The 18,982-nt window shown below is 69.0% G+C and carries 17 protein-coding genes; 2 read left to right on the plus strand and 15 right to left on the minus strand.

The window, feature by feature from the left end:
• Positions 1-14 precede the first annotated feature (14 nt).
• Genes ACWH49_RS00985 through ACWH49_RS01025 form a run of 9 tightly spaced genes read right to left on the minus strand, consistent with a single transcriptional unit; the run spans position 15 to position 9,454 of the window.
• A complete protein-coding gene (locus tag ACWH49_RS00985; RefSeq protein WP_448169750.1) occupies positions 15-1,508 on the minus strand; it encodes an aldehyde dehydrogenase in 1,494 nt (497 codons plus the stop codon).
• 33 nt (positions 1,509-1,541) lie between these two features.
• Entirely contained in the window at positions 1,542-2,030 is a 489-nt protein-coding gene (locus tag ACWH49_RS00990) for a MaoC family dehydratase (RefSeq protein WP_448169751.1), read from the minus strand.
• 28 nt (positions 2,031-2,058) lie between these two features.
• Positions 2,059-2,946: an SDR family oxidoreductase gene (locus tag ACWH49_RS00995; RefSeq protein ID WP_448169752.1), complete on the minus strand. Its 888-nt coding sequence runs from the start codon at positions 2,944-2,946 to the stop codon at positions 2,059-2,061.
• Positions 2,943-3,401, minus strand: a complete 459-nt coding sequence (locus tag ACWH49_RS01000; protein ID WP_448169753.1) for a PaaI family thioesterase — start codon at positions 3,399-3,401, stop codon at positions 2,943-2,945. The genes ACWH49_RS00995 and ACWH49_RS01000 overlap by 4 nt, the downstream gene beginning before the upstream one ends.
• Positions 3,398-3,889, minus strand: coding sequence for a PaaI family thioesterase (locus ACWH49_RS01005; protein ID WP_448169754.1), 492 nt, complete (start codon positions 3,887-3,889; stop codon positions 3,398-3,400). Before ACWH49_RS01005 ends, ACWH49_RS01000 begins: the two co-directional genes overlap by 4 nt.
• Positions 3,886-5,031 carry an acyl-CoA dehydrogenase family protein gene (locus ACWH49_RS01010; protein ID WP_448169755.1) on the minus strand — a complete coding sequence of 382 codons (1,146 nt, stop codon included), beginning with the start codon at positions 5,029-5,031 and terminating at the stop codon, positions 3,886-3,888. The genes ACWH49_RS01005 and ACWH49_RS01010 overlap by 4 nt, the downstream gene beginning before the upstream one ends.
• Positions 5,028-7,037, minus strand: a complete 2,010-nt coding sequence (locus ACWH49_RS01015; protein WP_448169756.1) for an acetyl/propionyl/methylcrotonyl-CoA carboxylase subunit alpha — start codon at positions 7,035-7,037, stop codon at positions 5,028-5,030. The genes ACWH49_RS01010 and ACWH49_RS01015 overlap by 4 nt, the downstream gene beginning before the upstream one ends.
• A gap of 13 nt (positions 7,038-7,050) precedes the next feature.
• Entirely contained in the window at positions 7,051-7,848 is a 798-nt protein-coding gene (locus ACWH49_RS01020) for a crotonase/enoyl-CoA hydratase family protein (protein ID WP_448169757.1), read from the minus strand.
• 10 nt (positions 7,849-7,858) lie between these two features.
• Positions 7,859-9,454: a carboxyl transferase domain-containing protein gene (locus ACWH49_RS01025; RefSeq protein WP_448169758.1), complete on the minus strand. Its 1,596-nt coding sequence runs from the start codon at positions 9,452-9,454 to the stop codon at positions 7,859-7,861.
• A gap of 189 nt (positions 9,455-9,643) precedes the next feature.
• On the opposite strand from ACWH49_RS01025, the gene ACWH49_RS01030 reads away from it, so the two are divergent.
• Together ACWH49_RS01030 and ACWH49_RS01035 are read left to right on the plus strand one after the other, a co-directional pair.
• Positions 9,644-9,892 carry a hypothetical protein gene (locus ACWH49_RS01030; protein WP_448169759.1) on the plus strand — a complete coding sequence of 83 codons (249 nt, stop codon included), beginning with the start codon at positions 9,644-9,646 and terminating at the stop codon, positions 9,890-9,892.
• Positions 9,877-10,872: a cytochrome P450 gene (locus tag ACWH49_RS01035; protein WP_448169760.1), complete on the plus strand. Its 996-nt coding sequence runs from the start codon at positions 9,877-9,879 to the stop codon at positions 10,870-10,872. Before ACWH49_RS01030 ends, ACWH49_RS01035 begins: the two co-directional genes overlap by 16 nt.
• Before the next feature lie 44 nt (positions 10,873-10,916).
• Here the strand turns inward: ACWH49_RS01035 and ACWH49_RS01040 are convergent, their stop codons facing one another.
• From ACWH49_RS01040 to ACWH49_RS01065, 6 genes are read right to left on the minus strand one after another with little or no spacing between them, the layout of a single operon-like run.
• Positions 10,917-12,176, minus strand: a complete 1,260-nt coding sequence (locus ACWH49_RS01040) for an MFS transporter (protein ID WP_448169761.1) — start codon at positions 12,174-12,176, stop codon at positions 10,917-10,919.
• A gap of 31 nt (positions 12,177-12,207) precedes the next feature.
• Positions 12,208-13,161: a hydroxymethylglutaryl-CoA lyase gene (locus tag ACWH49_RS01045; protein ID WP_448169762.1), complete on the minus strand. Its 954-nt coding sequence runs from the start codon at positions 13,159-13,161 to the stop codon at positions 12,208-12,210.
• 24 nt (positions 13,162-13,185) lie between these two features.
• Positions 13,186-15,198: an acetyl/propionyl/methylcrotonyl-CoA carboxylase subunit alpha gene (locus ACWH49_RS01050; RefSeq protein WP_448169763.1), complete on the minus strand. Its 2,013-nt coding sequence runs from the start codon at positions 15,196-15,198 to the stop codon at positions 13,186-13,188.
• A gap of 1 nt (position 15,199) precedes the next feature.
• Entirely contained in the window at positions 15,200-16,807 is a 1,608-nt protein-coding gene (locus ACWH49_RS01055) for a carboxyl transferase domain-containing protein (protein ID WP_448169764.1), read from the minus strand.
• 19 nt (positions 16,808-16,826) lie between these two features.
• A complete protein-coding gene (locus ACWH49_RS01060; RefSeq protein ID WP_448169765.1) occupies positions 16,827-17,612 on the minus strand; it encodes an enoyl-CoA hydratase/isomerase family protein in 786 nt (261 codons plus the stop codon).
• Complete coding sequence (locus ACWH49_RS01065) at positions 17,609-18,775, minus strand: acyl-CoA dehydrogenase family protein (protein ID WP_448169766.1); 1,167 nt, start codon at positions 18,773-18,775, stop codon at positions 17,609-17,611. Before ACWH49_RS01065 ends, ACWH49_RS01060 begins: the two co-directional genes overlap by 4 nt.
• Positions 18,776-18,982 lie beyond the last annotated feature (207 nt).

Consider the following 18,982-nt stretch of genomic DNA (forward strand, 5'->3'; position numbering starts at 1 on the left):
TCGTCAGCGCACCCTCAGCCGAGCTGGATCCAGGTCGTCTTCAGCTCGGTGTACTTGTCGATCGCGTGCAGCGACTTGTCGCGGCCGAAGCCCGACTGACGGTAGCCGCCGAACGGCGTCGTGATGTCGCCGCCGTTGTAGCAATTGACCCAGACCGAGCCGGCGCGGATCGACTTCGCCATCTTGTGGGCCGTGTTGATGTTCGAGGTCCAGATCGCCGAACCCAGGCCATAGATCGTGTCGTTGGCGATGCGCACAGCGTCGTCCTGGTCGCGGAAGGTCAGCGTGGCCAGCACCGGGCCGAAGATCTCCTCGCGTGCGATCGTCATGTCGCCTGCAACGCCGTCGAAGATGGTCGGCTCGATGTAGAAGCCACCGGTCTGCGTCAGCACCTGCTTGCCGCCGAGGGCGAGCCGGGCACCCTGCTGGCTGCCCTGGGCGATGTACCCGCAGATCCGCTCGGTCTGCTCGTGGCTGACGATCGCGCCGGCGCGCGACTTCGGATCGAGCGGATCGCCGGGCTGCATCTTGCGGGCCCAGCCGATCACCTTCTCGAGCACCTCGTCCTTGATCGACTCCTGCACCACCAGGCGCGAGCCGGCGGCGCACACCTCGCCCTGGTTGTAGAAGATGCCGAACGCCGCGTTGCGCGCGGCGGCGTCGATGTCAGGGGCATCGGCGAAGATGATGTTGGGCGACTTGCCGCCGCATTCGAGGCTGACGCGCTTCATGTTCGACTGCGCCGCATAGGCCATGAACATCTTGCCGATCTCGCCCGAACCGGTGAAGGTCAGCGCGTCGACATCAGGGTGCAGCCCGAGTGCCTTGCCGGCCGTCGGCCCGAAGCCGGGCACGACGTTGATCACACCGGGTGGAATACCCGCTTCGAGCGCGAGTTCGGCGAGGCGGATCGCGGTCAGCGGCGATTGTTCGGCCGGCTTGATCACGACGGTATTGCCGGCCACGAGCGCGGGGCCGATCTTCCAGCACGCCAGCATCAGCGGAAAGTTCCACGGCAGCACCACGCCCACCACGCCCATCGGCTCGCGTGTCACCATCGCGACCACGTCGTGACCGGTCGGCGCCACCTGGTCGTAGAGCTTGTCGGCCGCCTCGGCGTACCAGGCGATGGCCTCGATCGCCATCGGGATGTCGATCATGTGCGCGTCGCGGATCGGCTTGCCGACGTCAAGCGTTTCGAGCAGCGCCAGTTCCTCGGCGTGTTGGCGCATCACCTCGGCGAGCGCGAGCATGAGCCGCTTGCGTTCGCGTGGTGCCAGCCGCGACCAGCGCCCGTCCTCGAACGCGGTGCGCGCCGCCTTGACGGCGCGGTCCACGTCGGGCGCATCGCACGACGCGACGCTGACAATCGTGCGGCCGTCGATCGGGCTGATGCAGTCGAAGCTCGCACCCGACGCGGCCGCAACGAACTTGCCGTCGATGAAGGCCTGGTGGCGAATCGACAGCGTCGCTGCCTTCTGGGTCCAGAAGTCCCTGGTCTGTGTCATGGCCGCGTCCTCATGGGGTGAATGGCCGGCCGGTCAATGCTCGACCGCGCCCTTGGGCAGGAAGGTGATGGTCTCGGTGAACTCGACCAGCACCTCGCCGTGCTGGTTGATGACGCGGTGGCGCAGGTCCATCAGCGTGTAGCCGCGCGAGCTCGGCGGACGAAGCCAGGCCTCGCCCTCGACGTGCACGGTGTCGCCCGGGAACAGTGCGGCCTTGACGCGCGCATCGACGCCGGTCATGCCGCCGAACGGGCCATGCTCGCGCCCTTCGAGCACCTTGTCGATGATGCCGGCCACGGTCGGCGCCAGCAGGCCCATGCCGACCGAGATGATCATCGGCCCGGGCGCGAAGCGGTTGCGGTGCTTACCCGACATGTGGGTCTTGATGTACTCCATGTCGATGAAGAAGGGCTCGTGCAGGCCGACGACGTTGACGAAGGTGACGATGTCGGTCTCGGTGATCGTGCGGTTGTGGGTCTTGAAGGGCACCGGCTTTGCGCCGGCGGGGGGGTCCATGGCCATCGTGGTCTCCTGTTGAAAGTAGGGTTCTTTACTCTGCGCCCGGCTTCAGGCAGTCGGGCATCTTGGCGAGCGGGAAACCCTCGTAGGGCACGGAACGGCTGTGCTCGTCGAGCTTCCAGGTCTGGCGCGCGTTGGGCACGCCGCCGTCGACGCGAATGAAGGAACCGGTGATGTAAGCCGCGCCTTCGGACAGCAGGTAGACGATGGCCGAAGAAACCTCGGCCTCGGTGCCGTAACGTTGCAGCGGCGCGGTCTTCATCAGACTGCGGAACTTGGCCTTCATCTCCGGGCCGTAGGTGTCGAAACCGCTGCTGGCCACGAAGCCCGGTGCCACCGCGTTGACGCGCACGCCCGACTGCCCCCATTCGCAGGCTGCGGTCTCGGTGAACGACAACATGCCGGCACGCGCCGCGCCACTGTGCGCCATCGTCGGCATGCCCATCCACATGTCGGCGATGATGTTGACGATGGCGCCGCCATGGGCTTCCATCCACTGCGTGTAGGCCTCGCGCGAGACCAGGAAGCCGCCATGCAGGTTGTTACGCACGACCGCGTCCCAACCCTTGAGCGTGATGTCGCGCACCGGCTGCGGGTACTGGCCGCCGGCGTTGTTGACCAGCCCGTCGATGCGGCCATGCGCAGCGAGCACATCGCTGATCGTCTGCTTGACCCCGGCCTCGTCGCGGATGTCGCACGAGTGGATGCTGACCTTCGCGCCCGGGGCGGCGGCTTCGATCTCGGCCTGCACCGCCTGCAGCTTCTCGAGCTTGCGGCCCACCAGCGCCACCGCGGCGCCGAGGCTGGCGAGTTCGTGCGCGGTGCAGCGGCCGATGCCACTGCCCCCGCCGGTGACGATCGCGGTCTGGCCGGCAAACAGGCCGGCGCGGTAGACGGAACGGTAGCGGCTGTCGCTCATTGGGATCCTTTCGATGCGGGTGCTGGCTTCAGCATGAAATTGCCGTGGCCGATGGCAATGGGTTTGTCGGGGCTGGACTGCCAGGCTTCGATGCGCAGGTGCGCGACGCGCTGGCCCTGCTTGACCATGAAGACGTTGGCGTAGACGTCTTCGGGCCGGCCCGAACGCAGGAAGTCGAAGCTGAAGTCGATGGTCTTGGGCAGCTCGCTGCTGTCCATGTGCCACAGCAGGTAGAACAGGCCGGTGCTTTCCATGAACCCGCCGGTGGCGCCGCCATGCAGCGCCGGCAGGATCGGATTGCCGATCAGTTTCTGGTTGAACGGCATCGTGCAGCTGAACACGTCGCCTTTCACGTCGATCGACATGTTCAGAAAGCGTGCATAGGGAATCATGTCCACCAACGCTGTCCAGTTCCCGCTGGCCCGCGCGGCGGCCACCACATCGGAGAGCTTCATGGCTGGCCCGCCTGGTCGAGCGAGATCGTCGGCCCGCCGGTGAACATGAAGATCGCGATCGAGGTCGCGATCGGGTTGTCGGGCGTGTCGTGGTACGCGCAGCCGCGCACGAAGGCCAGTTCCGAGCTGAGCTTGTAGCAGACCGCCCCGCCAAGCACGTCGCGATCGGGCGTGGCGGGCTTGAGGTAATCGATGCGCAGGTCGAGCGTGGCCATCGGTCGCAGTTCGCCCAGCCGCACGAAGATCGACAGGCCGAATGCCACATCCATCAGCGCCGTTATCACGCCGCCGTGCAGCACGCGCGTCTCGGGATAGCCGATCAGCTTCTCGGCATACGGCACCCTGAGCACGCACCAGTCGACACCGGCATGAGCCAGCTCCAAGCCGAGTTCGCGGCTGTACGGCGAGATCCGGGTCAGCTGCCGCCAGCGTGAGTCGGGCGCGCTGGATGGTGCGGCACGGGCCGCCTTGGCGAGCTTGGTGCTCACAGCCGCTTCGCCACTTCTTCGAGCATGACCTCGGTGGCGCCGCCGCCGATCGCCTCGACGCGCGCGTCGCGAACCATGCGGGCGATCGTCGTCTCGTGCATGTAGCCGAAGCCACCGTGGAACTGCTGGCAGTCGTACAGCACCTTGTTGACGAGTTCGCCGCACAAGGCCTTGACCATCGAGACCTCCTTGACGCAGTCCTTGCCCTGCGCATCGAGCCAGGCGGCGTGGTAGACGAGCGCGCGCCCGGCCTCGACCTGCGCCGCGCGCATCGCCAAGCGCTGGCGGATCGCCTGCTTGTCCCACAGCGTCGCGCCGAAGGCCCTGCGGTCGCGCACGTAGTCCACCGTCATCTCGATCGCGCGCGCCGCTTCGCCCATGGCCTGGGCGCCGATCACCATGCGCTCGTTCTGGAAGTTGCGCATGATCTGGTAGAAGCCCTTGTTCTCGCCCCCCAGCAGGTTCGCCGCCGGGATGCGGCAGTTCTCGAACACCAGCTCGGCGGTGTCGCTGCACAGCCAGCCGCTCTTCTTCAACGAGCGCCCGACCCGGAACCCCGGCGTGCCCTTTTCGACAATGAAGATCGAGATGCCGCGCGAGCCCTTGGCGGTGGGATCGGTCTTGGCGCCGACGAAGTACAGGTCGCCGTGCACGCCGTTGGTGATGAACATCTTGCTGCCGTTGATGACCCAGTGGTCGCCGTCGCGTACCGCGCGGGTGCGGATGCCGGCCACGTCGGAGCCGGCGTCGGGTTCGGTCACCGCCACCGCGCAGACCGTCTCGCCGCGGATCAGCGACGGCAGGTAACGCTGCAGCTGCTCTGGCGAGCCGAAGTTGGCCAGGTGCGGCGAGGCCATGTCGGTGTGCACCGTCACCGTGACCGCGTAGCCGCCGAAGGTGGAGCGACCGAGCTCTTCGGCCAGGATCGCGCTGTACACGGTGTCCAGGCCCGAGCCGCCGTAGGTCTCGGGGTAGCGGATGCCGAGGTAACCGAGCTCGCCCATCTGGCGCATCACCTCGCGCGGCACCATGCCGGCCTCTTCCCAGGGGGCGGCGCGCGGCACGATTTCCTGGTCGATGAAGCGGCGCAGGTTGTCGCGGAACTGGCGGTGCTCTTCAGTGAAATAGATGGGCTCGTTCATGTTTTCTCCTCGGGTTCGATCACCGCCAGCACATCGCCGCCGCGCACCGAATCACCCTCGCGACAGCGCAGTTCGGTCACGCGGCCGTCGGCCGGCGCCGCCAGCGTGTGCAGCATCTTCATCGCCTCCAACATCACCAGCGTGTCGCCGGCACGCACACTCGCGCCGACGCTGACAGGCACGGAGGTCACCAGCCCCGGCATCGGCGCACGCAGGCTGTTGCCGGCATCGGCCCCAGCCGCGTCGCCGCCGGCGAGCGCGTGGCGAACGCGGTCCACCCGGGTCCAAGTGTGGGTGCCTTGCGGGCCGCACAGCCACACGCGTTCGGCGCCGGCGTCGTGAAGGCTCAGGAAGCGGTGAGTCGCGCTGCGGCCTGAGTGTTCGACATCCAGCCGTTCGCCGTCTAGCTGGGCGAGGAAGCTGAAGCTGCGCTCGGCCACCTGCACCTGCCACGTGTTGCCGCGGGCCTGCACCAGCGCCTCGTGCAGCGTGCGCGACGGGTCCTCGAGCAGCACGCGCACGCCAGCCGGCGCGGCGTCGCCGGTCACGCGCCAGGCGCCCAGCGCCTGCCACGCCGAGGCCGTGTACAGCGCGTGGGCGGCCAGCGCGCACCCCAGCGCGGCCGTCGCCAGCGCCTCGACCGCATCGCCGCGCGGGCGCCACCCTTCGGGAAAGCTGCGCTCGATGTAGTGAGTGCTGAGCATCTGCCCGAAGGCCGGCGCGCGCAGCAGGTCGGCCAGGAAGCCGAGGTTGCTGCGCACCCCCAGCAGCTGATACTGGTCGAGCGCGGTGGCCAGGCGCCGTGCGGCCTGCTCGCGGGTGTCGGCAAAGGCAATGACCTTGGCCAGCATCGAGTCGTAATACGGTGTGACGCGGCCGCCGGCGCGCACGCCGCTGTCGACGCGCACACCCTCGCCGCCGGGCTCGGCGTAGCCGACGATCGCGCCGATCTCGGGCGCGAAGCCGGCACCCGGGTCTTCGGCGCAGACCCGCGCCTCGATCGCCCAGCCGCGCCGGCTCAGGTCCTTCTGCGCGAAGGTGAGCGGCTCGCCCGCGGCGACGCGCAACTGCCATTCGACCAGGTCGATGCCGACCGTGGCCTCGGTCACCGGGTGCTCGACCTGCAGCCGGGTATTCATCTCCAGGAAATAGGTGTCGCCGCTGCCCGCGTCGTGGATGAACTCGATCGTGCCGGTGCTGTCGTAGCCGATCGCGCGCCCGACCGCCAGCGCATGCCGGTACAGCGTTTCGCGTTGCGCGTCCTGCAGATGGGCCGCGGGCGCCTCCTCGATCACCTTCTGGTGGTTGCGCTGGATCGAGCACTCGCGCTCGAACAGATGCACCAGGTGGCCGTGTTTGTCGCCGAGCAACTGCACTTCGAGGTGGCGCGGCTCTGCCAGGTAGCGTTCAAGGAGCACGCGGTCGTCGCCGAACGAGGCCTTGGCTTCGCGCCGCACGGTGTCGAACGCGGCCGCGAATTCCTCCGCGGCGCGCACCACCCGCATGCCCTTGCCGCCGCCGCCGGCCGAGGCCTTGATCAGCACCGGGAAGCCGATGCGCGCGGCGGCTTCGGCCAGCACCGCGCTCGCCTGGTCGTCGCCGTGGTAGCCGGGAACGACCGGCACCCCATGTTCGACCGCGATGCGCTTGGATTCGATCTTCGAGCCCATACGCCGGATCGCTTCGCGCGACGGCCCGACGAAGGCGATGCCGGCGGCCTCGCAGGCCTCGATCAACGCCAGGCTCTCGGACAGGAAGCCGTAGCCCGGGTGCACCGCCTGCGCGCCGGTGGCACGTGCCGCGGCGACGATGGCGGCCGCGTCGAGGTAGCTGCGCGCGGCCTCGGGCGGGCCGATGCGCACGGCCGTGTCGCAGCTCGCGACGTGCAGCGCCTCGCGGTCGGCGTCGGAGTAGACGGCCACGGTGCGCAACCCCATGCGCCGCGCGCTGCGGGCGATGCGGCAGGCGATCTCGCCGCGGTTGGCGATCAGCAGGGTGTCGAACATGGCGCCCGTTCGCTCAGGTCGCGCGCCAGGCGGGCGGCCGCTTGGCGAAGAAGGCCGTGATGCCTTCACGCCCCTCCTCGGTTTCCCACGCATCGGCCAGCTTGTCGGCGGTGTAGATCATGCTGGTGGACAGGTCGTGCTGGTCGACGTAGGCGATCAGCTTCTTGGTCGCGGCCACCGCGCCGGGGGCGCATTGCAGCAGGTCGGCGAGTTCGCGCTCGACTGCCGCGTCGAGCTGGGCGTCGGGCACGACCTCGGAGACCAGGCCGAGCCGCTGCGCCTCTGCGGCCTTCATGCGCTTGGCGGTCAGGAACGTGCGGCGCGCGTTGGCCTCGCCCATGCGCGCCACGACATACGGTGCGATGTTGGCCGGCAGCAGGCCCAGGCGCACTTCGGTCAGGCAGTACACGCCGCTGTCGACCGCGATCGAGACATCGCACACCGAGATCATGCCGACGCCGCCGCCGTAGGCCGGGCCGTTGATGCGCCCGATCAGCGGCATCGGCAGCTCGTTGAGTGCGCGGAACATGGTCGCCAGTTCGGCGCTGTCGGCGACGCGCTCGGTGCGCGTCTTCTTCATGTTCTGCTGCATCCAGCCGAGGTCGCCGCCGGCGCAGAAGGTCTGGCCGCTGCCGGTGAGCACCACGGCGCGCACCCCGCTCGCCTTGGCCAGCCAACCGGCAGCATCGCGCAGCTCGGCGATCAGCGTCGCGTTGAGCGCGTTGTGGGTGTCGGGCCGATTCAGCGTGAGCCGGGCCACGCCGCGCTCATCGATGTCGAGCAGCAGGGTCTGGAAGGTCGGTGGGGTCATGGTGCGGCTCTCACATGCGGTACACGGGGGTGGCGGTCTTGGGCAGCACGCGACGCGTGGCCAGCGCCAGCGCGAGCCCGAGCACGCTGCGCGACTGCGAGGGCGCGATCAGGCCGTCGTCCCACAGCCGCGAGGTGGCGTAGTACGGGTCGGACTGGCGGCCGTATTGCTCGCGTACCGCGCGTTCGGTCTCGGCCATGCGCGCCTCGTCGGCCGGGCCGCGCAGGTTGGAGCGGGCCAGCTCGAGCATCACGTTGCTGGCGATGTCGGCGCTCATGGTCGCCACCGAGGCACTCGGCCACGCGAACAGGAACTCGGGCTCGAAGCCGCGCCCGCACATCCCGTAGTTGCCGGCGCCGTACGAGCCGCCGACGATCAGGGTGATCTTGGGCACGCGCGCGTTCGAGACCGCGTAGACCATGTTCGCGCTGTGCTTGGCGATGCCGCCGCGCTCGGCCTCGGTGCCGACCATGAAGCCGGCGATGTTCTGCAGGAACAGCAGCGGCACGCCGCGCTGGTTGGCCAGTTCGATGAAGTGCGTGCCCTTCAGCGCCGCTTCGGCCAGCAGCGCGCCGTTGTTGGCCAGGATGCCCACCGGCTGGCCGTGGATCGCGCCGAAGCCGGTGACCAGCGTCGTGCCCCACTCGGGCTTGAACTCGTGCAGCTCGCTGCCGTCGACGAGGCGGGCGATGATCTCGCGCGCGTCGTAGGGCTGCTTGGGGTCGGCGGGCACGATGGCGTCGAGCTCGGCCGGGTCGTACAGCGGCGGGCGCGGCGTCAGCGGCGGCGCCGGCAGCGGCGCCGGCGGCAGGCTGGCGACGATCTCGCGCAGCCGCGCCAGTGCCTGCGGCTCGTTCTCGGCCAGGTGGTCGTTGACGCCGGACACGCGGGTGTGCATCTCCGCGCCTCCCAGGGTCTCGCCGTCCACGGTTTCGTTGATCGCGATCTTCACGATCGACGGCCCGCCGAGGTGGATGCGGGCGTTGCCGCGCACCATCACCACTTCGTCCGACAGCGCCGGGATGTAGGCCCCGCCCGCGGTGCAGCCGCCGAACACGGCCGAGATCTGCGGCACGCCGTCCTGCGACATGCGGCATTGCTGGAAGAAGTTGTTGCCGAAGTGGTCGCGGTCGGGGAACACGCGGTCCTGCTCGGGCAGGAAGGCGCCGCCGCAGTCCACCAGATAGAGGCATGGCAGGCGCAGCCGCCAAGCGATCTCTTGTGCGCGGCGGTGCTTCTTGACGGTCTCGTGGAAGAACGAGCCGCCCTTCACCGTGGCGTCGTTGGCGATGAACATGCACGGCTGTCCGGCGACGATGCCGATGCCGGTGACGATGCCGGCCGCCGGCACCTCGTTGCCGTACTGGCCCCACGCGGCCAGGGGCGAGAGCTCGAGGAAGGCGGTCGCGTCGTCGAGCACGAAGTCGATGCGCTCGCGCACCAGCAGCTTGCCGCGGTCGCGGTGGCGCTGGATGTGCGCGTCGCGTCCGCCCGTGGCCGCCCGCGCGAGGCGTTCGCGCAGCAGCTCGAGCTGCTGTCGGCCGTGCGCCGCGGCCGCGGCGCCGGCACCCGAGCGCGAATCGACGCGGCTGGTCATCACTGCCATGGGCGGTGCCCTTTCGAGCCGGCCGTTGAAGCCGGTTGCAGACGCCTGGTACGTTTCATTTGACCTCCGACCCACGGGAGCGCCGATGCGCGGGCGCACGGCGCGACGCCATGGCTCCCCTATTCTGCCACCAAACATACGTTAGTTAGCTCGATTGATTTTCCCGAGAGACGATCGCAGAATCGGCGCATGCTCAACCACGCGCTCGACTTCCGTCCCGACACGCGCGAGTTCTTCGCCGACCCGTACCCGATCTACCGGCGCCTGCGCGAGGAAGACCCGGTGCATTGGAGCCCGCGGCTGCGCGCCTGGGTGCTGACTCGCTACGACGACGTGAAGAAAGTGCTGCTCGACCGCGACGTGTCGGTGGTGCGGATGCGCCCTCACTTCGCGCGGCCCTGCCCGGCCCCGAGGCGGCGCGCGTGGCCGAGATCCTGAAGTACCTCGCAACCTGGATGGTGTTCCGCGATCCGCCGCAGCACACCCACCTGCGGCGCTTGACGAGCAAGGTGCTGACCGCGCAGTCGATGCAGGCCATGCGCCCGACCGTGGCGGCGCTGACCGCCCTGCTGCTTGACGAGGTCGGCGAGCGCGAACAGATCGATTTCATCGCCGACTTTGCCGGCCCGCTGCCAGCGCTGGTGATCATGGCGATGCTGGGCATTCCGCGCGACCGGCTGCTGACGGTCAAGCGCCTGTCGGACGAGATCGCGCTGCTGGTCGGTGCCTCGCACATGTCGGCGCAGAAGTACGCGATCGCCGAGCGCGCGACCCAGGAGATGGCAGCCTACCTGCGCGAGCTCATCCAGGCGCGCCGCACGGAGCCGGGCACCGACCTGCTGTCGCAACTGGTGCATGTCGAAGACGCCGGCGAACGCCTTTCGGACGACGAACTGGTCGCGACCTGCATGCTGCTGGTCTTCGCGGGTCACGAGACCACCACCAACCACCTGGCCAACGGACTGCTCGCGCTGCTCGCCTTCCCGGGGGAGCAGGCGGCGCTGCGCGCCGACCCCGGCCTCGCCCCGGGCGCGGTCGAGGAGTTGCTGCGCTACGACGGCCCGAGCGGCGTGCAGTCGCGCACCGTGCTGGTCGAGCAGCAGCTGCGCGGCAGGACGCTCGCGGTCGGCGACCGGGTCTACGTGATGCTGAGCGCGGCCAACCGCGACCCCGAGGCCTACCCCGACCCGGACCGGCTCGAACTGCAGCGCGACGGCGTGCCGCAGCTTTCATTCGGCTTCGGCATGCACATCTGCCTGGGTTTTCCGCTCGCGCGGCTCGAGGGCCAGATCGCGCTGCCGGCGGCGCTCGCGCGCTGGCGGCGCATCGAACTGGCGCTGCCCGAGGCCGAGCTCGAGTGGCAGGAGTCGATGGTGTTCCGCGGCATGCGGCGCATGCCGCTCAAGGTCGCGCGCTGAGCCGTGCAGTCGCGAACGCGCGTCAGGTGCGCGTCAGGTGCGCGTCAGGTGCGCGTCAGGGTGTCGTCCTTCACGCGAGACAAGGGCCACAGGGCCGAGAAGGTGACCAGCGCAGTGAAGCCAAAGGCAGCGCCGAAACTCGCACCGGCGGCGACCACCAAGCTGAAGATCGCCGGCCCCACGACATAGGCCAGCAGCAGCAGCAAGGTGGCGCCGGTCATGGTCTCGTTCAGCGTTTCGGGCGGTGCCAGGCGCGCGACCTCGGCGAACTGCACGCCGTTCCAGCTGGCCACCGTCAAACCGGCCAGCACCGCCAGCGCGACCACGCTCCAGGTCGGCCACGCCGGCGTGCAGAACGCCAGCGCGAGCGTGGTCAGACCCGACCCGATCACCGCCCAGCGCAGCACGCGCGGCCCGTCGCCCAGCCGATCCGAGATGAAGCCGGCCAGCGGCCGGCCGAGCGCGCTGACCAGCTGCATCAGCGCGAACAGCGCACCGGCGGCCGTCAGCGTCCAGTGCAGCTCGACCACGAGGTAGGTGACGAGGAACGCGAACCACACGCTCTGCCCCGCGCCCAGGCAGCCGCCCGCCAGGCCCATGCGGCGCAAGGCCGGCATCGCCACCAGCACCGCGATCGGCTGACGCAGGTTGTTCGGCGAGAGGAACATGCGCCAGTTCAGCTGCAGCGTGGTCTCGCGCGCGGCGTCGACACGGGCCCGCAACGGCTGCACCGCGAAGAGCGTCAGCGCGCCCAACGCGGCGGCGATGGTCACGGCCACGCCGATGCCGAACGTCTGCGACGCCCAGGGCATCAGCAGCCCGGCGATCACGCCGCCCAGCGGCACGCCGGCCTGCTTGACCGAGAACAGAAGGTTGCGATGCCGCAGCGGCGCGAAGCGCTGCAGCACGTCCATGCCGGCCGACGACGGCGGCCCGATCGACAAGCCGATCAGCAAGCTGCCAACCACCAGCGCAATGGACTCCGGCACCGCGCTCAGCAACGCGCCGAGCACGCCCAACGCCAGGCCGACCTGGAGGTTGCGCATCGAACCCAGGCGCCGCAGCAGCGGCATGCCCAGCAGCAGCGCGACGACCGAGCCGCCGGTGATCATCGACGAGAGGTAACCCACGCTCTCGACCGGCCAGCCGATGCGCGATGCGAGCGTCGGCGCCAGCGTCGGCGCAATGCGCGACAGGAAAGAAACGGCCGTCTGCACGGCCAGCATCGCCAGCAGCGGGCCGACCCAGTCTTCGTCGCGGCCGGTCTGCAAGCCGGGCGGGTCTTTGGGGCCGGCCGCCGTCATCCAGTGGCCGGCGGCACGTGCGCGGGCAAGGTCACCCGCGCATCGCGGCGAGCGTGCCGCTGTGCATCAGGTGGCCGTTCAGCGGCCGGCCGATGATGCGTTCCGCCAGACGCGAGGCCTCGACCAGCTTCTCCAGGTCGATGCCGGTCGGGATGCCGAGCTCCTCGCACATGAACGCCATGTCCTCGGTGCAGACGTTGCCGGCCGCCGAGCCGGTCTTGTGCTCGGCGAAAGGGCAGCCGCCCAGGCCGGCGACCGAGCTGTCGAACAGCTCCACGCCCATCTGCAACGCGGCGTAGACGTTGGCGCCGCCGAGCCCGCGCGTGTCATGCAGGTGCAGCCCGATGCGCGCATGCGGCACGATCTCGCGCACCGCGCCGATGCGGCGCTTGATCTCTTCGGGGTTGGCCCAGCCCATCGTGTCGGCCAGGTAGAAGGCCGGGAACGGGATGCGCCGGTCGGCGCACACCTCGGCCAGCCAGCGCACGATGTCGGTGATCGCCGACACGGGCACCGGGCCGCCGAGGTTGCAGCCGAAGGACGTGACCACATAGGCCTGCTCGAGCGGGATGTCGAGCGCGATGTAGCGGTCGATCCAGCCGAGCTGGCGCTCGCGGTTCTCGGCCACGCTGCAGTTGTTGTTGCGCTGCGAGAACGGCTCGGTCACGTAGAACACGATCTTGCCATCAAGATCGACCTGCTCGCAGGCGCGGGCCCGCTCGAAGCCGTTGTCGTTCAGCCAGAGTGCGGTGTAGCGCGTGCCCGGCCGCTTCTTCAGCCGGGCGAACAGTTCGGGCGAATCGGCCATTTGCGGCACCGCGCGCGGGCTCACGAACGATGCGCACTGCACCTGCTTCAGGCCGGCTGCGGCGAGCGCGTCGATGAGTTCCAGGCGGTCGGCCAGCGGGTAGGTCGCCTTCTCCATCTGGAAGCCCTCGCGCGGGCCTTCTTCGTGGAACTCGACCTGCTTCGGGAATGACGTCATCGGGTTGCTCCTTGGTTGTGCGGACTATTCGACCGGCGCCACCTCGGCCAGCACCTGATGGCGCTCGACCATGTCGCCGACCTTGCAGCGCAGAGCGGCCACGCTGCCGTCGAACGGGGCGGTGACGTGCAGCTCCATTTTCATCGACTCGAGCACGATCACCGTCTGGCCGATCTTCACCGCATCGCCGACCGCAGCCTTGACGGCCACGACCTTGCCCATCATCGGCGCGCCGAGCTGCCCGCCCGCGGCCTCATCGGCGAGCGCACCGCCGAGGAATGGCGTGCAGTCGAAAACGCTGCGCCCGAGCGGACTCGACAGCTCGATGCCTTGGGCATTGCCGACGAGCGCGAGTTCGAGGGTGCGGCCGCCGAAGTGCAGCAGCCGGTGGCCGCTGGGCAACACGGCCAGCGACGCGCGCTCGGGTGCATCGCCGAGCACGAGCTCGATGCTGCCGTCGGCCTGTGGCGCGCCGAAACGCACCGGCCATTCGGCCGTGCCGCTCTTCAGCACCAGGTTCGGCAACGGCGCCGCGGCGGACGCACCCTTGGCCAGGCGCCAGCCGGTGAACCCTTGGGCCTGGCTCCAGCAGCCGAGTTCCGGGGTCGCGGCGCGCTGGGTGGCGAGCCAGTGCAGCGCGGCCGCGGCCACGTGCTCGGCCGGCACGACAGGCGCCGCTCGCGCAGCCAGACCATCGGCCGCGAACGACTCGTCGATCAGGCGGGTGTGGAAGCTCGCGGCGATCGTTTGCGGCCAGTGCAGCAGCTCATGCAGGAACTGCAGGTTGGTCGTCAAGCCGATCACCGTGCTGTCGCGCAGACCCGCAGCCAGCGCGCGGCGCGCGGCCTCGCGGTTCGGGCCGCGCGACACCAGCTTGGCGATCATCGAGTCGTAGTACGGCGAGATCTCGTCGCCGCTTTCGACGCCCGACTCGATGCGCACCGCGGCGCGCGAGAAGTCGACGCGGTCCAGCCGCCCGGTCGTCGGCAGGAACCCGGCTTCGGCATCCTCGGCACAGAGCCGCGCCTCGAAGGCGTGGCCGTCGCAGCGCACGTCGGCCTGCGCAAGCGGCAGCCGGCCGGTGTCGGCAATGCGCAGCTGCAATTCGACCAGGTCGAGCCCCGTCACTTCCTCGGTGACCGGATGTTCGACCTGCAGGCGCGGGTTGACCTCGAGGAAAAAGTAGTCGTCTCCGGTGACGACGAACTCGACCGTGCCGAGCCCGCGGTAGCTCACCCCGGCGGCGAGCTTGACCGCATCGGCCAGCAGTCGCTCGCGCAACGCCGCCGGCAGGCCGGCGCTCGGCGCCTCCTCGATCACCTTCTGGTGCCGCCGCTGCAGCGTGCATTCGCGCTCGAACAGGTGGATCGCGTGGCCCTGGCCATCGCCCGCGACCTGCACCTCGATGTGGCGCACGCGCGGCAGGTAGCGCTCGACGATCAGCTCGCCGTTGCCGAAGGCTTTCTCGGCCTCGCGCATCGCGCTTTCGACACGAGCTTCAAGGCCGTCCAGCGTCTCGACCACCGCCATCCCGCGGCCACCGCCTCCGGCGACCGCCTTCAGCAGCACCGGCAGCGGCATGCCGCGCACCGCGCTCACGACCGCGGCGGCGTCGTTCATGCCACCTTCGCTGCCCGCAATCACCGGCACGCCCAGCCGAGCGGCCTCGCGCTTGGCCTGCGCCTTGCCGCCCAGCCGCTCCATCGTCTCGGCCGTGGGGCCGATGAAGATCAGCCCGGCGGCGTCAAGCGCGCGCACGAAGTCCGGGTTCTCGGAGACGAAGCCGAAGCCGGGATGCACCGCGTTGGCGCCGACGCGCTGCGCCGCCGCGACGATGGCATCGATGCGCAGGTAGCTCTCGGACGGTGCCGCGCCGCCGAGTTCGACCGACTCGCCGATCTCGCGCACATGGCGCGCATGGCGGTCGACGCTCGAATGCACGGTCGCGACCTTCAGACCGAGGCGCCGGCAGGTGCGGGCGATGCGGCAGGCGATCTCGCCGCGGTTGGCAATCAGGACTTTGTGGATGCGTTGCATGTCAGAAGCGGAAGACGCCGAACGGGGTCGGCTTGGGCGCGGTGCGCGACGCGAGGTCGAGCATCAGGCCCATCACGTCGCGCGTCTCGACCGGGTCGATGATGCCGTCGGCCCACAGGTTGGACGAGAAGTTGTCGGCCGGCTGAAAGTCTTCGTAGACCTTGCGCACCGGCGCCTTGAAGGCTTCTTCTTCCTCGGGCGTCCACTCACGGCCTTCGGTCTTGTTGATCTGTCGCCGCACCAGCGCCATCACGGTGGCCGCCTGGTCGGGGCCCATGATCGCGGCGCGTGCGTTGGGCCACGCGAACATCGCCGTCGGGTTGAACGGCCGGCCGCACATCGCGAGGTAGCCCGCGCCGTACGACGCGCCGATGATGATGGTGTACTTGGGCACGTTGGCCGACGCCATCGCGGTGATCATCTTCGCGCCGGCCTTGGCGATGCCCGACTGCTCGGCGGCGCGCCCGACCATGAAGCCGGTGACGTCGGCCATGAACAGCAGCGGGATGTCGCGCTGGCAGCACAGGTCGATGAAGTGCGCCGCCTTCATCGCGCTTTCGGGGAACAGCACGCCCTGGTTGGCGAGAATGCCGATCTCGTGGCCGTGGATGCGCGCGAATCCGGTCAGCAGGGTGTCGCCGTACAGCGGCTTGAATTCCTGGAAGCGGCTGTCGTCGACGAAGCGGGCGAGGATCTCGCGCGTGTCGGTCGGGATCTTCGGGTCGCGGCTGATCAGCCCGTGGATCTCGCGCGGGTCGAAACGCGGCGGCAGGCTGGGTTGCTTGGTCCAGCGCGGCTTGGGCGGCTCGCCGAGTTCACGCACGATCTCGCGCGTCAGCGCCAGCGCGTGGCGGTCGTCGTGGGCGATGTGGTCGGTGACGCCGCTCAGGCTGCAGTGCATCTGCGCGCCGCCCAGCGACTCGGCGTCGACCGTCTCGCCGGTCGCGGCGAAGGTCAGCTCGGGGCCGCCGAGGTACATGAAGCCCTGTTCCTTGACGATCACGATCTCGTCGCACAGCGCCGGGATGTAGGCACCACCCGCGGTGCAGGGCCCCAGCACCACGGCGATCTGGTGGATGCCCTCGGCCGACATGCGCACCTGGTTGTTGAAGATGCTGCCGAACTGGCCGACGTCGGGAAAGATGTTGGCCATGTCGGGCAGGAAGGCGCCACCGCTGTCGACCAGCGTGATGCACGGCAGCCGGTGCGCCCAGGCGATCTGCTGGGCGCGGACATGCTTCTTGCACGTCATGCCGTAGTAGGTGCCGCCCTTCACGGTCGCGTCGTTGGCGATGATCATGCACGGGCGGCCCTGCACCAGACCGATGCCGGTGATGATGCTCGCACCCGGCGGCACGCCGTCGTACTGGCCCTCGCCGGCGAGCATGCCGAACTCGAGGAACGGCGAGCCCGGATCGAGCAGCACCTCGACGCGGTCGCGCGGCAGGATCTTGTTGCGCGCCAGGTGCTTCTCGCGTGCCTTCGGCGGCCCGCCTGCGAGCGCCTTGCGGCGGCGCTCGTGCAGCCGGGCGATCAATGCTTCGTAGGCGGCGCGATTGAGCTGGAACTCTGGGTCGGCGCTCGATGCGCGCGAGGAAAGTATCGTCATCCTTGGGCCCGGACTATGGTCACTTGAACACCGGCGGACGCCGCGCCGCGAACGCCGCCAGGCCTTCGCTCACGTCGTCGCTCATCAGCTCGGTGGCCATCACATCCTGCTCGAATGTGAGTCCATCGGCGAGCGTCTTGTCCATGCCTTGCCGCGCCAGGCGCTTCATGACCGCCAGGCCGGCGCGGCTCCGCGTGGTGAGCTGTGTGCAATAGGCCAGCGCGGCTTCGCCGAGCTTGTCGGGCTCGACAACGTAGTTGACCAGGCCCCATTGCAGCGCCGTGGGGGCGTCGATCCAGCGTGCGCTGAAGAACATGTCCAATCCACGGCGCAACCCGACGACGCGCGGGAAGCGCTGCGAGCCGCCCCAGCCGGGCACCAAGCCGTACTGCGCATGCTGGTCGCCGATGCGGAAGTCGGACGACGCGAAGATCACGTCGCAGGCCAGCATCAACTCGCTGCCGCCCGCCAGCGCCAGGCCTTGGCAGGCCGCCACCACGGGCAGCGGGCTGGCTTCCAGGCGCTGCAGCACCTTGTGGCCGTAGCGGATGAAGTGGTCGATCTTGGCCGGGTCGCTGCGCAGGCCCTTGACCTCGTCGAGGTCGGCGCCGGTACAGAAGTGCTTGCCCTGGGCGCGCACGAGCACGGCGCGCACGCCCGAGCCGGGCTTCTCGAAGTCGTTCATCGCGGCCTCGATGCCCGCATGCACGGCCAGCGACAGGCAGTTGAACTTGTCCGGCCGCGCCAGTTCGATGATGCCGACGGCGCCTTCGCGGCCGACGACGAGTGGCGAAGCGGCGCTCATTTCTTGTTCTCTGCCGCGTACTGCACTGCCACGCGACCGGCGCGCTCGCGCGCGACGATGAGTTTCATCACCTGCGCGGTGCCGTCGCCGATCTCGAGGCCCATCACGTCGCGCAGGCGCTGCTGGTGCGGCAGATCCTTGGACCAGCCGTAGTGGCCGAAGGTCAGGATGCACTGGTGGATGGCGTCGAACGAGGTCTTCGGGCCCATCCACTTGACCATCGCCGACTCGGCCGTGTGCGGCTGGCCGTTGTCGCGCAGCGCCAAGCCGTGGTAGCAGAGCTGGCGGCAAGCGGCGAGCAGGGTCTCGAACTCGACGATCGGGAACGACACGCCCTGGTACTGCACGATCGGCGCACCCATCGCCTGGCGTTCCTTCATGTACTCCCAAGTCTCGTCGATAGATGCCTGGGCCGCGCCGATGCACTGCAGCGCGATCAGGATGCGGCTGAAGTCGAACCCCTGCATGACCTGCGTGAAGCCCTTGCCCTCGGCGCCCATCATGTTCTCGGCCGGCACCCGCACGTCGTCGAAGAACACCGAGCCGCGGCCGATGATCTTGCTGCCGACGTCGTTGAAGCGGGTGCGCTGGATGCCGGGCAGGTCCATCGGCACCAGGAAGGCGGTGATGCCGCGCGCCCCGGAATCGGGCTTGCCGGTGCGGGTGAACAGCACGATCGCGTCGCACTGGTCGGAAAAACTGATCGAGGTCTTCTCGCCCGAGATGATGAAGTCGTTGCCATCGCGGCGCGCCTTGACTTGGAGGTTGGCGGCGTCGGAGCCGCCACGCGGTTCGGTCAGGCCCAGGCCGATGATCGCTTCGCCGGCCACCAGCCGGCTGTTCCAGTGGCGCGCCAGTTCGGGGTTGGCGTTGGCATGCACGATCGCGCCCATCAGTGAGCCGAGCAGCTGGATGTAGCTGACGTTGAAATCACCGTAAGCCATCTCTTCGGTGATTATCCCGGAGGTGACACCGCTGAGGCCGAGGCCGCCGTATTCTTCCGGCAGGTCGACCCCGATCAGCCCCAGCGAGCCGATTTCCTTCATCAGCGCGCGATCGAAGCCCTGCTCGGCCTCGCGCTTCTGGTAACCCGGCTTGAGCTTCTCGCGCGCGAAGCGGCGCGCCACGTCGCGCAATGCGATCTGGTCGTCGTTGAACAGCATGTCCGGTCTCCTAGTCGATCCTGGGATTGGGCGCCAGGGACACTTCGGCGATCCGCCGCCGCGCCCCACTCCCACGTAACGCTTGCCTGCGTTGGCAAGGCAGCGCTATGATAGCATCAAACATACGTTAGTTAGATACCGTCAGGCGAATCCAAACAGTGGCTCTGCTGTACCATTTTTGACCGCTCAACCTAACTGACAACCACA

Source organism: Rhizobacter fulvus, from assembly GCF_964020785.1.